A 15,633-nucleotide genomic window follows, 5' to 3' on the forward strand; every position below is an offset into this window, starting at 1 on the left:
CCCATGACCTCGTCCGAGAACCTCGCGCTGGTCCGTACGGCCTACGCCGCCCACCGCGACCGTGACCTCGACGCCTTCCTCGGCGTCTTCGCCGCCGACGCCGAATGGGTCCACCCCGACGGCATGGCCGACTACGGCCTGGGCGGCACGCAGCGGGGCCACGCCGGTATCAGGGAGTTCCTCGCCCGCGTCCCGCAGCACGTCGGCGGGATGGTGCTCGACCCGCAGGAGTTCCTCGTCTGCGGCGACCGCGTCGTCGTCCTGGGCGTCCGGGAGGTGACGAACACGCGCGGCCGCACCCGGACCTTGAAGTTCCTGCACTCGTGGACCTTCCGTGACGGCAAGGCGGTACGGATGGAGGACGTCTTCGACACCGTCGCCTTCCAGCGCCTGCTGCAGGAGTGACCGGTCCGCGGCGCGAGAACGTCACTTCTGCTTGTTGGAGACCTGCACCAGGATCGTCAGGACGGCCAGGCCCAGGATGAGCCACAGGCCCGGGTAGAGCATGTCCAGCTCGGTGCCGGGCAGGATCGTCGCGGTGACGACGGCGAGCCCGAAGGCGCCGCCGACCTGCAGCGAGCTGTTGAGCAGCCCGGCGGCCAGGCCCTGCTCCTCGTCCGGCACGCCGTTGGTGCCGGCGACCATCAGCGTGGCGATGCTCAGCGCGAAGCCGACGCCCCACAGCACGGAGGCGGGCAGCAGCACGCCCCACAGGTTGGGCTCGGAGCCGATGAAGAGCATGAGCACGTAGCACGGGAGGAAGGCCAGGAGCCCGGTCATCAGCACCTTGGTGACGCCGAACCGGTCCATCAGCGCGCCCAGCTTGGGGCCGATGACGACCACCATGAGGCCCGCCGGCAGCAGGACGAGGGCCATCTGCCACGGCTTCCATCCCATCAGGTCCTGCAGGTACAGGCCGAGGAGGAACTGGAAGCCCATCGCGCCGCCGTACAGCACGCCGATGCTGATGTTCGCGGTCACCAGGCCCCGGTTGCGGAAGAGGTCGAGGCGGATCAGGGGCTCCTTGACGGTGCGCTCGATCAGCAGGAAGCCGCCGAGCAGCAGGGCGGCGAGCACGTACCCGCCGATGGTGCGCAGCGACGCCCAGCCCACCTCGGCCGCCTGGACGGTGGTGAAGACCAGCGTGAGGGTGCCGCCGACCAGGGTGACGGCGCCGCCGAGGTCCAGGCGCTGGCGCTCGGTGCGCGGCGGGTCCGGCGGCAGGATGCGCAGGGCGCCGAAGAGCATGAGCAGGGAGAGGGGGATCGGCAGGATGAAGATGGAGCGCCAGTCCAGTGCCGCGAGCAGGCCGCCCACCAGCAGGCCGGAGGAGTAGCCGGACGCCTCGAAGACGTTGAAGATGCCGAACGCCTTGTTGCGCTGCGGGCCTTCGGGGAAGGTCGTGGTCAGCAACGACATGGCCGCCGGGGCGGCGAAGCCGGCCGCCATGCCCTTGACGAACCGCGAGACGATCAGCAGGGTCGCGTCGTCGGCGAGGGCGCCGAGCGTGGAGACGACGGCGAAGGCGGCCATGGCCAGCACCAGCACCCGCCGGCGGCCGAAGAGGTCGGCCACGCGCCCGCCGAGCAGCAGGAAGCTGCCGAAAGCCAGGATGTAGGCGCCGGCCAGCCACTGCGCGGTGCCCGCGGTCATCCCGAATTCGCCTTGGATCTCGGGGATGGCCACGACGATCATCGAGACGTCGAGGCCGTCCAGCAGGATCACCCCGCTGAAGATGAGCAGTGAGACCCATAACCGGGCCGACCACCGCACGGGGCCCTGGAGCCCCGGAGCCGCTGCCTCGGGAGCCGCCAAGGCCTCGCCTCCCGTTTTCTGTTCACTCGGAGCCGAGCTGCCCGACATGTGGGACGTCCTCTCCCCATAGACTGATCCGGAGAGCGCACAACAACCCGCGTCCGCGATAGTTGCGCGCGCGTTATATTTCAGGAGCCTGATGTTGCCGCATCCAGGCAGACGTTCGCAAGGGGGTGTTGGGCCCGATGTCGATCAATGACGACTCCGCCCTGGCCCGCGCGCAGGGCTGGCGCACACTGGCCGCACTGCACGCGCGGATCGAGGACGCGCTCGAACGGGCGCTGCAGCACGAACACGGCCTGTCCGTCAGCGAGTACGGGGTCCTGGAGACGCTGTCGCAGGAGGGCGGCTACCGCCTGCGGATGAACCAGCTCTCCAAGGCCGTGGTGCTCAGCCAGTCCGCCACCACCCGGTTGGTGACCCGACTGGAGCAACGCGGCCTGCTGGAGCGGTACATCTGCGAGGAGGACCGCCGCGGCATCTACACCCGCGTCACCCCCGAGGGCCACGCCGTGCTCGACCGGGCCCGGCCGACCCACGACGCCTCACTGGCCGAGGCCCTGGAAGGGGCCGGCGCCCTGCCCGAACTGGCGCCGCTCGCCGACGCCCTGACATCCCTTCCCCTGCGCACCGCCGACTGACACGACCCGGCCCGTGGTGACACCGGCCCGGCCGCGGGCCGGTGGCCGCCGACGGAGTGTAGCCGATTCCCCGCGCCATTACCGGCCCGTATTCACGGCCCTGTATGACGTATCTTCCGCGACCTGACAGATCGTCGTCGCACTTCTCCGGGCCCCGCCCCGGCTGTGGTTAGCATCGCCCGAACGGACAGGGCAACGGCAATACGCTGCGAAACGCCCTGCCGCGCCCCGGACTTCCTTCCGCCGGCGCGCGTCCGTCCTTTTCCGAGCCCAGAAGTCGGCCATTGATGCGATGCGGAGATGCGGAATGCGGCTTGCGCAAATGATGGCGAGTGTATTGGAGCGCTACGCGGAGCGGCCCGCCCTCGGCGAACGCGCCAAGGAATTCGTGACGGACCCGGGGACCGGCCGCGTCTCGCTGCGCCTGCTCCCCCGGTACGAGACGACCAGCTTCGCCGAAGTGCTCGGCCGCGTACGGGCCGTGGCCCGTGAGTGGCACCACCATCGCGAGCACCCCCTCGTGCCCGGTGAGCGCGTCGCCCTCCTGGGCTTCGCGAGCGGCGACTACGCCGTCGCCGACCTGGCCTGCGTCCACCTCGGCGCGGTCACCGTTCCCCTGCAGACCAGCGCGCCCATGCCGCAGCTGGAGGCGATCGTCGCGGAGACCGAGCCCTTCACGGTCGCCTCCAGCCTCGAACGCCTGGACGTCGCCGTCTCCTTGACGCTGAAGAACGCCTCCGTCCGGCGCCTGGTGGTCTTCGACTTCCACGAGCAGGTCGACGCCGACCGCGAGGCGCTGTCGGCCGCGCGCGAGCGGCTGGCGCAGGCCGGCCGCGACGTGCCCGTCGACGTCCTGACGGACCTCGTCGCGCGGGGCGCCGGCCTGCCCGACGCCCCCTTGTACACACCGGCGGACGACGACGATCCGCTGGCCATGCTCGTCTATACCTCGGGCAGCACCGGAACGCCCAAGGGTGCCATGTACACCAACCGGCTGGCCGCGGCAATGTGGGGCGGCGCGTGGGCGAAACTCTTCTCGGACGAGCACGCGATCACGTTCCATTACATGCCGATGAGCCATGTCGCCGGGCACTCCTCCCTCAAAAACACGATGGCCCGCGGCGGCATCACCTATTTCACGGCGAGCAGCGACCTTTCGACCTTCTTCGAGGACATCGCGCTCGCCCGGCCCACGGAGTTGTCCCTGGTGCCGCGCGTCTGCGAAATGCTTCACCAGAAATACCGCAGCGAGCTCGACCGGCGGGTGCTGGCCGGTGCCGACCGCGCGGCGGCCGAGGAGGAGGTGAAGGCGCACCTGCGCACCGCCGTCCTCGGCGGCCGCATCGGCTGGGCCAGCTGCGGCTCGGCGCCCCTGTCGGCGGACCTGGCCGCGTTCGTCGAGTCCCTGCTGGGCATCGAGCTGCACATCATCTACGGCTCCACGGAGGCCGCGGCCGTGTGGGTCGACGGCGCGCTGCTGCGCCCGCCGGTGACCGACTACAAGCTGGCCGACGTGCCCGAACTCGGCTACTTCCGCACCGACTCACCCCATCCGCGCGGCGAGCTCCTGCTGAAGACCGAGGCCCTGGTGCCCGGTTACTACAAGCAGCCCGAGCTGTCCGCCGCGATCCTCGACGAGGACGGCTACTACAGGACGGGCGACATCGTCGCGCAGACCGGCCCCGACCGGCTCGCCGTCGTCGACCGCCGCTCCAGCGTGCTCAAGCTCTCGCAGGGCGAGTTCGTGGCGACCGCGACGCTGGAGGCCGTCTTCGCCGCGAGCCCGCTGGTGCGGCAGATCTTCGTCTACGGCAACGGCGAGCGCTCCTACCTCCTGGCCGTGGTCGTCCCCACCGCCGAGGCCCTGGCGGAGGCGGGCGGCGCGCCGGAGAGCCTGGAGCAGCGGCTGAGCGAATCGTTCCAGCAGATCGCCAAGGACGCGGGGCTGAACTCCTACGAGGTCCCGCGGGGCCTGCTGATCGAGACCGAGCCCTTCGGCCAGGCCAACGGCCTGCTGTCGGACCATCGCAAGCTGCTGCGGCCCCAGCTGCTGGAGCGCTACCGCGAGCGCCTGGAGGAGCTGTACGTCCGCACGACCGAGCGCGAGGCCGAGGAGCTGCTGGAGGTGCGCCGCGGGGCCGCGGACCGGCCGGTGCCGGAGACGGTGCAGCGGGCCGCCCGGGCGCTGCTGGGCACCTCCACGATCGAGGTGGGCCCGGCGGCCCGCTTCCGTGACCTCGGCGGGGACTCGCTGTCGGCGGTGTCCTTCTCCGACCTGCTCCAGGAGATCTTCGCCGTCCGGGTCCCCGTCGACATGATCATCAGCCCCGCGTACGACCTGCAGCAGCTGGCCGGTCACATCGAGGCCCGGCGCGCGGCCGGGGGCGAGCGGCCCACCGCGGCCTCGGTGCACGGCGCGGGCGCCACCGAGGTCCGCGCCGCGGACCTGACCCTGGAGGCGTTCCTGGACGCGCCGACCCTGGCCGCCGCGGGCGGGCTGCCCCGGCCCGCCGGGGAGCCCCGGCACGTCCTGCTGACGGGGGCCAACGGCTACCTCGGGCGCTTCCTGTGCCTGGAGTGGCTGCACAAGCTCGCGGCCACGGGCGGGAAGCTGACCTGCGTGGTGCGCGGCAAGGACGCCGCCGCCGCCCGCGAGCGGCTCGCCGGCGCCTTCGCCGGCGGGGACGCCGACCTCGTGCACGCCTTCGAGGCGCTGGCGGGGCACCTGGAGGTCGTGGCCGGCGACGTCGCCGAGCCCCGGCTGGGCCTGGACGAGGAGACGTGGCAGCGGCTGGCGCGCGAGAGCGACCTGATCGTCCACGCGGGCGCCCTGGTCAACCACGTCCTGCCGTACCACCACCTCTTCGACGCCAACGTGCTGGGCACCGCCGAGCTCGTCCGGCTCGCACTGACCGAGCGGATCAAGCCGTTCACGTACATCTCCAGCGTGGCCGTCGCCACCTCGCTGCCCGGCGAGGGGGCCCTCGGCGAGGACGCCGACGTGCGCACCGCCCTGCCCGTCCAGCCGGTCGACGGCGGGTACGCGGCGGGGTACGCCACGAGCAAGTGGGCCGGCGAGGTCCTGCTGCGGGAGGCCCACGAGCGCTACGGCCTGCCCGTCACCACCTTCCGGTCCAACATGATCCTCGCGCACAGCCGGTACGGCGGGCAGCTGAACGTCCCGGACATGTTCAGCCGCCTGCTGTTCAGCGTCATCGCCACCGGCCTGGCACCGCGTTCCTTCTACCGCGCGGACGCCGGCGGCACCCGCCCGCGCGCCCACTACGACGGCCTGCCCGTCGACTTCACCGCGGCGGCCGTCGTGGCCCTCGGCGACGGCACCGCACCCGGCTACCGGACGTTCAGCCTGGTCAACCCGCACGACGACGGGATATCGCTCGACACCTTCGTCGACTGGCTGCAGGACGCCGGCCACCGGATCACGCGCATCGACGACCACGGCGACTGGCTCACCCGCATCGAGGCCGCCCTGCGCGCCCTGCCCGAGTCCCGGCGCCGGCACTCGGTGCTGCCGCTGCTGCACGGCTTCGCGCAGCCCGAGGAGGCCGTCGCCGGATCCGCCATCCCCTCCGACCGCTTCCGGGCCGCCGTACGGGACGCGGGGCTCGGCCCCGGCGGCGACATCCCGCACCTGACACCGGCCCTCATCGCGAAGTACGCCGCCGACCTGGAGCACCTGAAGTCCGCCTGAACCGCACCCGATTCGATCGCACAGGGAGAGCCATGCAGCCCACGGAGCAGCACACGCAAGACTTCGACGGCCGGTACCGCCTCGGGCGCAGGCTCGTCGAGGAACTGGGCACCGCCGACGGCCCCGAGCCCACCGCCTTCGAGCTCCTGGGCAAGCAGTGGGACGTGGTCCCCGGGACGTACGCGCCCCACCCGGGCACCGGCACCGAGTGGTACACCACCGCCATCCCCTACCCCACCGGCGGCCGCTTCCTGGAGATCGGCTGCGGGGCGGGCGTCACCGCCGTGTGGGCGGCCCTGCACGGCTGCGCCGAGGTGACCGCGACCGACATCGTGCACAGTGCGGTCGACAGCACCCTGCTCAATGCCGCGCGGCACGGCGTCGCCGACCGCGTACGGGCCCTGCGCAGCGACCTGTTCGACGAGCTCGGCCCGGACGAGCGCTTCGACGCCGTCTTCTGGAACTGCAGCGTCTTCGAGGCCCCGGCCGACTTCGAGTTCACCCGGGACTTCGAGTGGGCGATCTTCGACCGGGGTTACTCGGCCCTCGGCCGCTACCTCTCCCAGGTGCACGGGCGGCTGCTGCCCGGCGGCCGGGCGCTGGTCACCTTCAACAGCTTCGGCGATGCCGACCGGATCACCGAGGTCGCCGCGCAGGCCGGTACGCGGCTCGCGCCCCTGGGCACGGCCGACCGGAAGCTGGCGGGCGAGCAGGTCACGTACAAGCTCTTCGAGGTCCTGCCCGCCTGAGGCGACCGGCTGCGCTGCGGCCCCCGGCACACGCTCGTGCGTGCCGGGGGCCGCAGCCGTCGCCTCAACTGCGCTTGACGCCGGCGAAGTCGACGGCGAAGGCCTCCTCGCCGTCCTGGGTGCCGGTGATGCGCACGGCGTAGCGGCCCGGCGCGGCCGCCGGCAGCGGTGTCGCCTCGATCCGGCAGGGCCGGTCGAACTCGACGTACTTCCGGTAGCTCGCGGCGATCCTCAGGGTGACCGGGGTGGCGGGTGCGAGAGCGGCGTGGGCGGCCTGGTCGGCGGCCTCCAGCAGGGCCAGCCCCGGTACGTGGTCCACGGGGTGGTCGAACAGGGCGGTGTTGGCCGGGTCGTTGCGCAGCAGCCAGCGGTGCGGCGCACCCCCGGGGGCGAGGACGACGTCGGCGGCCGAGGCCCGTCCGGCGAGGCCGGCGGGTATGGGCTCGGGCAGCGGCCAGGAGCCCCAGTCGACGCTCGCGTGGGAGCCGCGCACCCGCGCGTAGACCCGCGGCGGGATCCAGCGGAACTCGGTGTGCGCCCGGGCCGCCGTCAGGCCGTCGCGCAGGATGTGGAAGCCCATGCGCAGGCTCCGCGCCGAGCTGCGGCTGTCGGCCGGTTCGGCGACGGTGACCTCGACCGCGAGCGCGGAGGGGCCTTCGGTCGCGCGCAGGTCCGGCGCGACGGTGAACTCCAAGGTGCTGAGCATCGTTTGGTGCGTGAGCGGCACGCCGTAGGCGCCGTGTGCGACGACCAGTCCGGTTTGCCGGACGGTCTGCGCGAGCACACGCGGGTCGTAGGGAAGGGGTCCGCGGGCCGCGGGCCAGCGGACGGCGAGGGCGAACGCGTGGGCGCCGGTGGGTTCCCAGTCGGTGACCAGGAGCGATTCCGGGCGTCTGAGGTGCGCGTACGCGCCGAGGAGAGCATGCGGCGGCGGTGTGGAGGACTGGTCTTCCACAGTGGCCGTTGGTTCCAGAGTGACGTCGGGCAAGGCCCCCCCTAGGTGTGCCAGGTCTGCGCAACTCCATACCTTGGGCTGTTAAAGTACCGGCCCCCCGGTCTGTTTCGACCATGAGTAAGTGTGAGTTCAAGCACTAGTAAAGGAATGTCCAGGAGGCGTGCGGTGGCGAGGCAGGAACGGGCGATCCAGACCCGCCGGATCATCCTTGAGGCGGCGGCCGAGATGTTCGACCAACTCGGCTACGACGCCACGACCATCGGCGGCCTCATCGACCGGACCCGGCTCACCCGCGGCGGCCTGTACTTCCACTTCACCTCCAAGGAAGAGCTGGCCCGCGCCGTGCTCGACGAGGCGGTGACCATGGAGGGGCTCGCCCCACAGGCGTTCAAGCTGCAGGAGTGGGTGGACCTGGCCCTGCTGCTGGCCCACCGCCTGCCCAGGGAACCGCTGCTGAGCGCCTCCATCCGGCTGTCCGTCGACGTCAAGGCCCGCGGCATGTTCGGCACCCGCTGGCCCGACTGGATCGCCATCGGCGAGGACCTGCTCACCGCGGCCCGCGAGCGCGGGGAGTTGCTCGTGCACGTCGACCCGCAGGAGACGGCACGGATGTTCGTCGGCGCCTGGACGGGCATACAACTGGTCACCGAGAGCCTGCCCGACGGCGACCTGTCCGCGGAGGTCTCCGGCTTCCTGCGGCTCACGCTGCCCAACATCGCCCGCCCCGGGGTGCTGGCGAAGCTGGACACCTCCCCCACGCGCGCGGCGCACCTGCTGGCACCGGAGGCCGGCTCCCCCGCGACCGGGCGCCCCTGACGCCCGCGTGGCCTGAATGGTTCGGTCCCCCATGGCAAAGTCCCGGTATAAATAAACAGGACGTGAGTCCGGTTTTCGGGCCACCCGGGTCTTCGGCACCGGGCGGCACGGCGCTTTTCCGTCCACCCGCCGGGTGGCGGGCAACGGGGGGTTACACGATGCCAGACCTGGGTGGACGCACGCGCGCCGTGGCCGGGACGCATGCACCGGCGGCCCTGGACGACGCGCTGGGCCGGCACCTGTTCGCCTCGCTGCAACGCAGCGGGCAACGGGCGAAGGCCGAACAGTACGTCCGCGGCCTGCTGTCGGTGCCCGGCCGCAAGACGCTGCGCAGCATCGCCGCCCGGTTCGACGGCGCGGCGGCGCAGCAGAGCGTGCACCACTTCATCAGCTCCTCCCCCTGGGAGTGGACGCCGGTGCGGCACGCCCTGGCCCGTCACGTGCACCGGACGCTGGCGCCCGAGGCATGGGTGATCCGGCACACGCTGATCCCCAAGGTCGGCTCGCACTCCGTCGGCGTGGACCAGCAGCCCACGCCGTACGGCAGCGTCAACGCCCAGCGGGCGGTGGGCTCCTGGCTGGCCTCGCCGCGGGTCGCCGTGCCCGTCGACTGGCAACTGCGGCTGTCCGAGCGCTGGATGACCGACCCGCTGCGGCGGCGCGCGAGCGTTCCGGAGGACGCGGCGGTGTGCAGCACCGAGGAGTGCGTGCGCGAGACGGTCGTCAGCGTCCTCGGCATCGACGGTGGGCTGCGTCTGCCGGTCGTCGTGGACATCCCCGGCCTCGACGGGGCGTCGACCGCGCGCTTCCTGTCGTCGCTGGGGCTTTCGTTCCTGGTGCGCGTGGGGCGGGCGACGCCGCTGCGGCTCGACCGCGCCGAACTGCCCCGCTACGGCGACCTGGAGCGCACCGCCGGGGACCTCGCCGAGTTCCTCCCGCGCCTTCGGCGGCGGGTCGACCCCGGTGACGGCCCCACGACGGCGGCGGCCATACCGGTGGTGCCGCCGCCCGCGGAGGGCGAGGGAATGGTGCTGCTGTGCGAGTGGACCGCGGCCGGGCACCGGCGGCTGTGGCTGACCAACACCGCCGCCTCCTCCCCCGTTCCGGCCCTGCGGCTGACCCGGCTGCCGGAGGTCGTCGTACGCGACTTCGCCGCCGTCTCCGAGCGGGTGGGCATGCGGGACTTCGCGGGACGCTCGTTCCCCGGCTGGCACCGGCACATCACGCTCGCCTCGGTGGCGCATCTGATCGCCGTGACCCACAACAACAGAACTACCGTCCGGTAACTTGACACTCTCCTAGGCCGGACAGTGGTCACTCCGGGCACTGGTCCTTACTGTCGGGCCAGGCTCCCCAGCACCGACACGGGCCACGGGGGTGAAGGAATGGCAGGTCCTTACGCACGGACCCGGCCATCCGGCAATGGCCACGCATTCGGCCCGGGCAGGAGTGAAGAGAACCCATGCTCAATCTCGACCTGCGCCTCGCGCATCCCGCACCACGCATCCCGGCGTCCACCCTGCGGTCCTCCTCCCAGGACGCGGTCCTCGCCGACCTCTCCTCGACCCTGTTCACCTCCCTGACGCGCAGCGACCAGTGCCGAAAGGGAATGCAATACATACGCGGCCTGTTGCGGACCCCGGGGCGCAAGTCCGTCCGCAACATCGCGGCGACGCTGTCCGGCGAGCAGGTGTCCGAACAGAATCTCCACCACTTCATTTCCGCTTCCACCTGGGACTGGGTCCCCCTGCGCCGGGCCCTCGCCCACCACCTGACCGGCGCCTTCCCCCCGCGGGCCTGGGTGGTGAAGACAATGATCATCCCCAAGACCGGACGGCACTCCGTCGGCGTCGACAAGCACTACTTCCCCACCCTGGGCCAAGTGCTCAACGCCCAGCGCGCCGTCGGCGTCTGGGCGGCCTCCGAGGACGTCAGCGCCCCCGTCAACTGGCGGCTGCACCTGCCCAAGGCGTGGCTCAAGGACGACATCCGGCGCAGCCAGGTCGCGATCCCGGACGCCGCGGACGTCGAGACCCTCACCGAGTGCGTCATCGAGGCGCTGCGGGAGACCTCGGCGGAGTGGGAACTGCCGCTGCGACCGGTGGTGCTGGACGCCTGCGAGGCGCACACGGCGACGATGTTCGAGCGGCTCGGCGCCGCCGGCGTACCGCTGCTGATGCGCATCCGGGGCGACCTCCTGCTGGAGGTGGCGGACCCCGCCCTGCCCGTCCGGGGCCGCAGGGCGCTGTCCGCGCAGCAGATCATGGGCCTGGCCAAGGACATGCGCCGGCCGCTCGTGGAGACCGAGCGCGCCGGTGGCGCGGCGCGGCCCCGGCGGTTCGCCGCCGCCGTCCGCGTCGGGCTGCCGCCGCTGTCCCCGGCCGCCGTCGCGCGCGAGCAGCTGGTGCTGCTGGGCGTCGGGGAGGAGGGCGGCCCCTGGCCCGGGGGCCTGTGGCTGACGAACCTGACCACGACCTCGCCGGCGTCCCTGGCCCGGCTGACGCGCCTGACCCGGAAGGTGGACCGGGACTTCACCGAGATCGCGGACCGGGTGGGCATCCGGGATTTCACGGGCCGTTCGTTCGGCGGATGGCACCGGCACGTCACCCTCGCCTCGGCCGCCCACGCGGTGGTCGCCCTCGCGAACGGCAGTTAGGAAGCCTTTCCCCGGCAATTCACGCGTCGCCCGGAAAGGGCGCGGGCTCTGCAGGCAGACGGTCGTCGAACCGTCTGCCTGCTGCTTTTTTCGGGGCCTGCCGGGCTGCGTGACGACATGACGGAATGCCGTCCACCTGACAAACATCCGCGCACCTGACGCATGCCCGGTCACCTGACGCATGCCGCATCACCTGACGGAGTACGGCCGGCCCGCTTGGCGCCCCGCGTCCCGTCGAGGAGGATCACGATCGCGGCGGGTTCCCGGCATCAGCCCCCGCGCGCATCCTTCCTCTTCCGTCTTTCCTTTCCCCGCGTTTTCCCGGTTCCCCGCCCGAGTGCGGCTGTTTCACCGACCCTTTCGTGATTGGAGAAAACAGTGGACGACGCCGTTCCCGGCATCCGGTACGAACAGGCGCTGCAGCAGCCGCCGTGGGAGGACGCCGAACACGTCCGGCAGGTCCGCAAGGAGCTGGCGACGCGTCCACCGCTCGTCGGCGCCGCCGACGTGGACGAGCTGCGCGCCCAACTGGCCCGCGTCGCCGCGGGGCAGGCCCACGTCGTCCAGGCGGGCGACTGCGCGGAGGACCCCGCGGAGTCCACCCGGGCCGCCGTGGCCCGCAAGGCCGGGCTGCTGGGCCTGCTGGCCGGAGCCCTGCAGTTGGACACGGGCCGGCCCGTGGTGCGCGCCGGCAGGATGGCCGGCCAGTACGGCAAGCCCCGCTCGAACCCCACCGAGCGCATCGGCGGCGTCGATCTGCCCGTCTACCGGGGCCACATGGTCAACGGCCCGGAGCCCGACCCCGCCGTGCGGCGCCCCGACCCCGAGCGCCTGCTCGCCGGCTACGAGGCCGCCCGCGCGGTCATGGGCCACCTCGGCTGGCGCGGCCCGGGCACGCCCGCGCGCATCGGCGCGCCCGTGTGGACGAGCCACGAGGCGCTGCTGCTCGACTACGAGCTGCCCATGGTCCGCCGGGACGAGCGGGACCGGCTGCTGCTGACCTCCACGCACTGGCCCTGGATCGGTGAGCGCACCCGGCAGGCCGACGGGGCGCACGTGCGGCTGCTGGCCGCGGTCGCCAACCCCGTGGCCTGCAAGGTCGGTCCGGGCACGACCCCCCGCGAACTGCTGGAGCTGTGCGAACGGCTCGACCCCCGCCGCGAGCCCGGCCGGCTCACCCTCATCGCGCGAATGGGCGCCGGCACCGCGGCCGGGCGGCTGCCCGCGCTCGTCACGGCCGTACGCGCCGCGGGTCACCCGGTGATCTGGCTGACCGACCCCATGCACGGCAACACCGTCGCCACTCCGGAGGGGTTCAAGACCCGCTTCCTGGCCACCGTGGCGCGCGAGGCCGAGGAGTTCCGGTGCGCCGTCCTGGCCGCGGGCGGCGTCGCGGGCGGGCTCCACCTGGAGACCACCCCCGACGACGTGACCGAGTGCGTGCACGGCGCGGAGCAGGCCGGCCGGGTGGGCGAGCGCTACACGAGCTTCTGCGACCCCCGGCTCAACCCCGCCCAGGCCCTGTCCGTGGTCTCCGCCTGGTGGGCGGCCGGCCGGACGGCCCCGGCCGCCGCGGCCTGACCCGGCGCACCGCCCCGGCCCCCGACAGCGAAGGAGAGCACCGCCATGGCCGGCATACCCCCCATCGAGCCCTACCCCCTGCCCACGGCACGGGACCTGCCCGGCAACACCGCCGCCTGGAGCGTCGATCCGCGACGTGCCGTGCTGCTCGTGCACGACATGCAGCGCTACTTCCTGCGGCCGCTGCCCGCCGCCGTCCGCGACCCGCTCGTGCGCAACGCCACCGCCCTGCGCGAGCACGGCGCGGCGGCCGGCGTGCCCGTCGCGTACACGGCGCAGCCCGGCGGCATGACCGACGAACAGCGCGGCCTGCTCAAGGACTTCTGGGGCCCGGGCATGCGCGTGGACCCCACGGACCGGCAGGTCGTCGAGGTGCTGGCGCCGCGCGGCGACGACATGGTGTTCACCAAGTGGCGCTACAGCGCCTTCTTCGGCTCCGGCCTGCTGCGCTGGATGCGCGAGCGCGGCCGCGACCAGCTCGTCCTGTGCGGCGTCTACGCGCACGTCGGCGTCCTGATGACCGCGGTCGAGGCGTTCACCAACGACATCGAGACCTTCCTGGTGGCGGACGCCGTCGCGGACTTCTCCGCCGAGCACCACCGGATGGCCCTGCAGTACGCCGCCCAGCGCTGCGCCGTCGTGTGCACGACGGACACCGTCGTGACCGGGCTCGGCGCGCAGGCCGCGCTGGAGGTGGGCGCATGACCGGCACCCCCGGGGAGCCCGCGGACCTCCTGGCACGCGTCCTGTCCCCGAACCCGCCCGCCTTCGCCCTGCTGCACCGCCCCGAGGCGACCGGCCCCGGGCACCTGGACGTCCTGGTCGGCGAGGTCTCCACGCCGGCCGCGCTCGCGGACCTGCCCCTGCCCGGGCAGGAGAGCGGCGGCGGGGCCCGGCACGAGGTGCTGGCACTCGTGCCGTACCGGCAGATCGCCGAGCGCGGCTTCGCCTGCGCCGACGACGGCGAGCCGCTGATCGCCCTGAGCGTCACCGGCCAGGGCCTGCTGCCGGTGCCCGAGGCGCTGCGGCGCCTGCCGGACGTACCGATCACGGTGGCCGGCGGCCGCTTCGACGTCGACGACGACGCGTACGCCGAGACGGTCCGCCGGGTCGTCGCCGACGAGATCGGCCGCGGCGAGGGCGCGAACTTCGTCATCAAGCGCTCGTTCGTCACCGACATCACCGGCTTCACGCCGCACAGCGCCCTGTCGTTCTTCCGGCGGCTGCTGCAGGGCGAGTCCGGCGCGTACTGGACGTTCGTCGTCCACACCGGCTCGCGCACCTTCGTGGGCGCCACGCCCGAGCGCCATGTCAGCCTCACCGGTGGCATTGCCGTGATGAACCCCATCAGCGGCACCTACCGCTACCCGCCGGCGGGGCCCGACCTGGAGGGGGTCATGGCCTTCCTCGCCGACCGCAAGGAGGCCGACGAGCTGTACATGGTCGTGGACGAGGAACTGAAGATGACCGCCCGGTTCTGCGACGCGGGCGGCCGGGTGGTGGGGCCCCGCCTCAAGGAGATGGGACGCCTCGCCCACACCGAGTACTTCATCGAGGGCCGCAGCTCCCGCGACCCCCGCGCAATCCTGCGCGAGGCGATGTTCGCCCCCACCGTCACCGGCAGCCCGCTGCAGAGCGCGTGCCGCGTCATCGCCCGCTACGAGCCGCAGGGCCGCGGCTACTACAGCGGCGTACTCGCCCTCATCGGCCGCGACGCGCACGGCGAGCGGGCCATGGACTCCGCCATCCTCATCCGCACCGCCGACATCGACGCCGCCGGCCGGGTGCGCATCGGGGTGGGCGCCACGCTCGTCCGCCACTCCGACCCGGCCTCCGAGGTCGCCGAGACCGCCGCGAAGGCGGCCGGGCTGCTCGCCGCCCTGCGGGGCGAACCGGCGCCCGCCGCGCCGGCGGACGGCCCCCGCCGCTTCGACGGGCACCCCGAGGTGCGCGCCGCGCTGGAGCAGCGCAACGCGACGCTGGCCGGCTTCTGGCTCACCGAGCAGGAGCGGCGGCAGCGGCCCGATCCGGCACTGGCCGGCCGACGGGTGCTGGTCGTGGACGCCGAGGACACCTTCACCTCGATGATCGACCACCAGCTGCGCTCGCTGGGCCTTGCCGTGACGGTCCGGCGCTTCGACGAGCCGTACGCCTTCGACGGCCACGACCTCGTCGTGATGGGCCCCGGCCCCGGTGACCCGCGCGCCGCGGACCACCCCAAGATCGCCCACCTGACCTCGGCGATCGACACCCTGCTGCGGGAGCGGCGGCCCTTCCTCGCGGTCTGCCTGAGCCACCAGGTGCTCGGTCTGCGGCTCGGCCTGCCGCTGGTGCGCCGGGAGGCCCCCAACCAGGGCGTGCAGCGGGAGATCGACCTCTTCGGGGCCCGCGAACGCGTCGGCTTCTACAACACCTTCGCCGTCCGCTCGGCCGAGGACAAGACCGAGCCGCCGGGCGTGGGCGTGGTCGAGGTCAGCCGGGACTCCGGCACGGGCGAGGTGCACGCGCTGCGCGGCCCGCACTTCGCCTCCCTGCAGTTCCACGCCGAGTCGGTGCTCACCGAGGACGGCGTCCGGCTGGTCGGCTCGCTCCTGACCGAGGTCCTGGAACGGGCCCGCCCCTGAAGGGCCCGGCTCGGCCGGCGGTGATCGCACGGGATTCCCGAAGGGCGGCGCCCGCCGGCGACCACCGATCGGGGGTCGCCGGCG

The 15,633-nt window shown here is 72.8% G+C and carries 12 protein-coding genes; 10 read left to right on the forward strand and 2 right to left on the reverse strand.

Annotated features, from left to right (window positions below; translation table 11 throughout):
• Positions 1–3: 3 nt before the first annotated feature.
• Positions 4–405: a nuclear transport factor 2 family protein gene (locus tag AC27L3_RS17675; RefSeq protein WP_487234979.1), complete on the forward strand. Its 402-nt coding sequence runs from the start codon at positions 4–6 to the stop codon at positions 403–405.
• Between the two features lie 21 nt (positions 406–426).
• Here AC27L3_RS17675 and AC27L3_RS17680 read toward each other — a convergent pair whose 3' ends face one another.
• Positions 427–1,725, reverse strand: coding sequence for an MFS transporter (locus tag AC27L3_RS17680; protein ID WP_487234980.1), 1,299 nt, complete (start codon positions 1,723–1,725; stop codon positions 427–429).
• 275 nt (positions 1,726–2,000) lie between these two features.
• Here AC27L3_RS17680 and AC27L3_RS17685 point away from each other — a divergent pair, with 275 nt between their 5' ends.
• From AC27L3_RS17685 to AC27L3_RS17695, 3 genes are all read left to right on the forward strand, one after another.
• Positions 2,001–2,456: a MarR family winged helix-turn-helix transcriptional regulator gene (locus AC27L3_RS17685; RefSeq protein ID WP_487234981.1), complete on the forward strand. Its 456-nt coding sequence runs from the start codon at positions 2,001–2,003 to the stop codon at positions 2,454–2,456.
• A gap of 163 nt (positions 2,457–2,619) precedes the next feature.
• Positions 2,620–6,168, forward strand: a complete 3,549-nt coding sequence (gene car / locus AC27L3_RS17690; RefSeq protein ID WP_487234995.1) for a carboxylic acid reductase — start codon at positions 2,620–2,622, stop codon at positions 6,166–6,168.
• A gap of 32 nt (positions 6,169–6,200) precedes the next feature.
• On the forward strand, positions 6,201–6,917 hold the full coding sequence (locus AC27L3_RS17695; RefSeq protein ID WP_487234982.1) for a methyltransferase: 717 nt from the start codon (positions 6,201–6,203) through the stop codon (positions 6,915–6,917).
• A gap of 64 nt (positions 6,918–6,981) precedes the next feature.
• Here AC27L3_RS17695 and AC27L3_RS17700 read toward each other — a convergent pair whose 3' ends face one another.
• Positions 6,982–7,872: a ScbA/BarX family gamma-butyrolactone biosynthesis protein gene (locus tag AC27L3_RS17700; protein ID WP_487234983.1), complete on the reverse strand. Its 891-nt coding sequence runs from the start codon at positions 7,870–7,872 to the stop codon at positions 6,982–6,984.
• 165 nt (positions 7,873–8,037) lie between these two features.
• Here AC27L3_RS17700 and AC27L3_RS17705 point away from each other — a divergent pair, with 165 nt between their 5' ends.
• From AC27L3_RS17705 to AC27L3_RS17730, 6 genes are all read left to right on the forward strand, one after another.
• A complete protein-coding gene (locus AC27L3_RS17705; RefSeq protein ID WP_487234984.1) occupies positions 8,038–8,688 on the forward strand; it encodes a ScbR family autoregulator-binding transcription factor in 651 nt (216 codons plus the stop codon).
• A 158-nt stretch (positions 8,689–8,846) separates the two neighbouring features.
• Complete coding sequence (locus AC27L3_RS17710; RefSeq protein ID WP_487234985.1) at positions 8,847–9,974, forward strand: IS701 family transposase; 1,128 nt, start codon at positions 8,847–8,849, stop codon at positions 9,972–9,974.
• A 176-nt stretch (positions 9,975–10,150) separates the two neighbouring features.
• Complete coding sequence (locus AC27L3_RS17715; RefSeq protein ID WP_487234986.1) at positions 10,151–11,344, forward strand: IS701 family transposase; 1,194 nt, start codon at positions 10,151–10,153, stop codon at positions 11,342–11,344.
• A gap of 378 nt (positions 11,345–11,722) precedes the next feature.
• Positions 11,723–12,925 (forward strand): 3-deoxy-7-phosphoheptulonate synthase, encoded by a 1,203-nt coding sequence (locus AC27L3_RS17720; RefSeq protein ID WP_487234987.1) that lies wholly within the window; start codon positions 11,723–11,725, stop codon positions 12,923–12,925.
• Positions 12,926–12,970: 45 nt separating this feature from the next.
• The gene (locus tag AC27L3_RS17725) at positions 12,971–13,630 is read left to right on the forward strand and encodes an isochorismatase family protein (RefSeq protein ID WP_487234988.1); all 660 of its coding nucleotides are present in this window, start codon (positions 12,971–12,973) and stop codon (positions 13,628–13,630) included.
• Positions 13,627–15,549 (forward strand): anthranilate synthase family protein, encoded by a 1,923-nt coding sequence (locus AC27L3_RS17730; RefSeq protein WP_487234989.1) that lies wholly within the window; start codon positions 13,627–13,629, stop codon positions 15,547–15,549. The genes AC27L3_RS17725 and AC27L3_RS17730 overlap by 4 nt, the downstream gene beginning before the upstream one ends.
• Positions 15,550–15,633: the final 84 nt, after the last annotated feature.

Source organism: Streptomyces sp. PKA51 (assembly GCF_057552455.1).

Excerpts from the sequence above, each read along its gene's own strand:
- AC27L3_RS17675 (WP_487234979.1), top strand. The coding sequence starts at position 4 with ATGACCTCGTCCGAGAACCTCGCGCTGGTCCGTACGGCCTACGCCGCC.
- AC27L3_RS17685 (WP_487234981.1), top strand. The coding sequence starts at position 2,001 with ATGTCGATCAATGACGACTCCGCCCTGGCCCGCGCGCAGGGCTGGCGC.
- AC27L3_RS17695 (WP_487234982.1), top strand. The coding sequence starts at position 6,201 with ATGCAGCCCACGGAGCAGCACACGCAAGACTTCGACGGCCGGTACCGC.
- AC27L3_RS17710 (WP_487234985.1), top strand. The coding sequence starts at position 8,847 with ATGCCAGACCTGGGTGGACGCACGCGCGCCGTGGCCGGGACGCATGCA.
- AC27L3_RS17715 (WP_487234986.1), top strand. The coding sequence starts at position 10,151 with ATGCTCAATCTCGACCTGCGCCTCGCGCATCCCGCACCACGCATCCCG.
- AC27L3_RS17725 (WP_487234988.1), top strand. The coding sequence starts at position 12,971 with ATGGCCGGCATACCCCCCATCGAGCCCTACCCCCTGCCCACGGCACGG.
- AC27L3_RS17730 (WP_487234989.1), top strand. The coding sequence starts at position 13,627 with ATGACCGGCACCCCCGGGGAGCCCGCGGACCTCCTGGCACGCGTCCTG.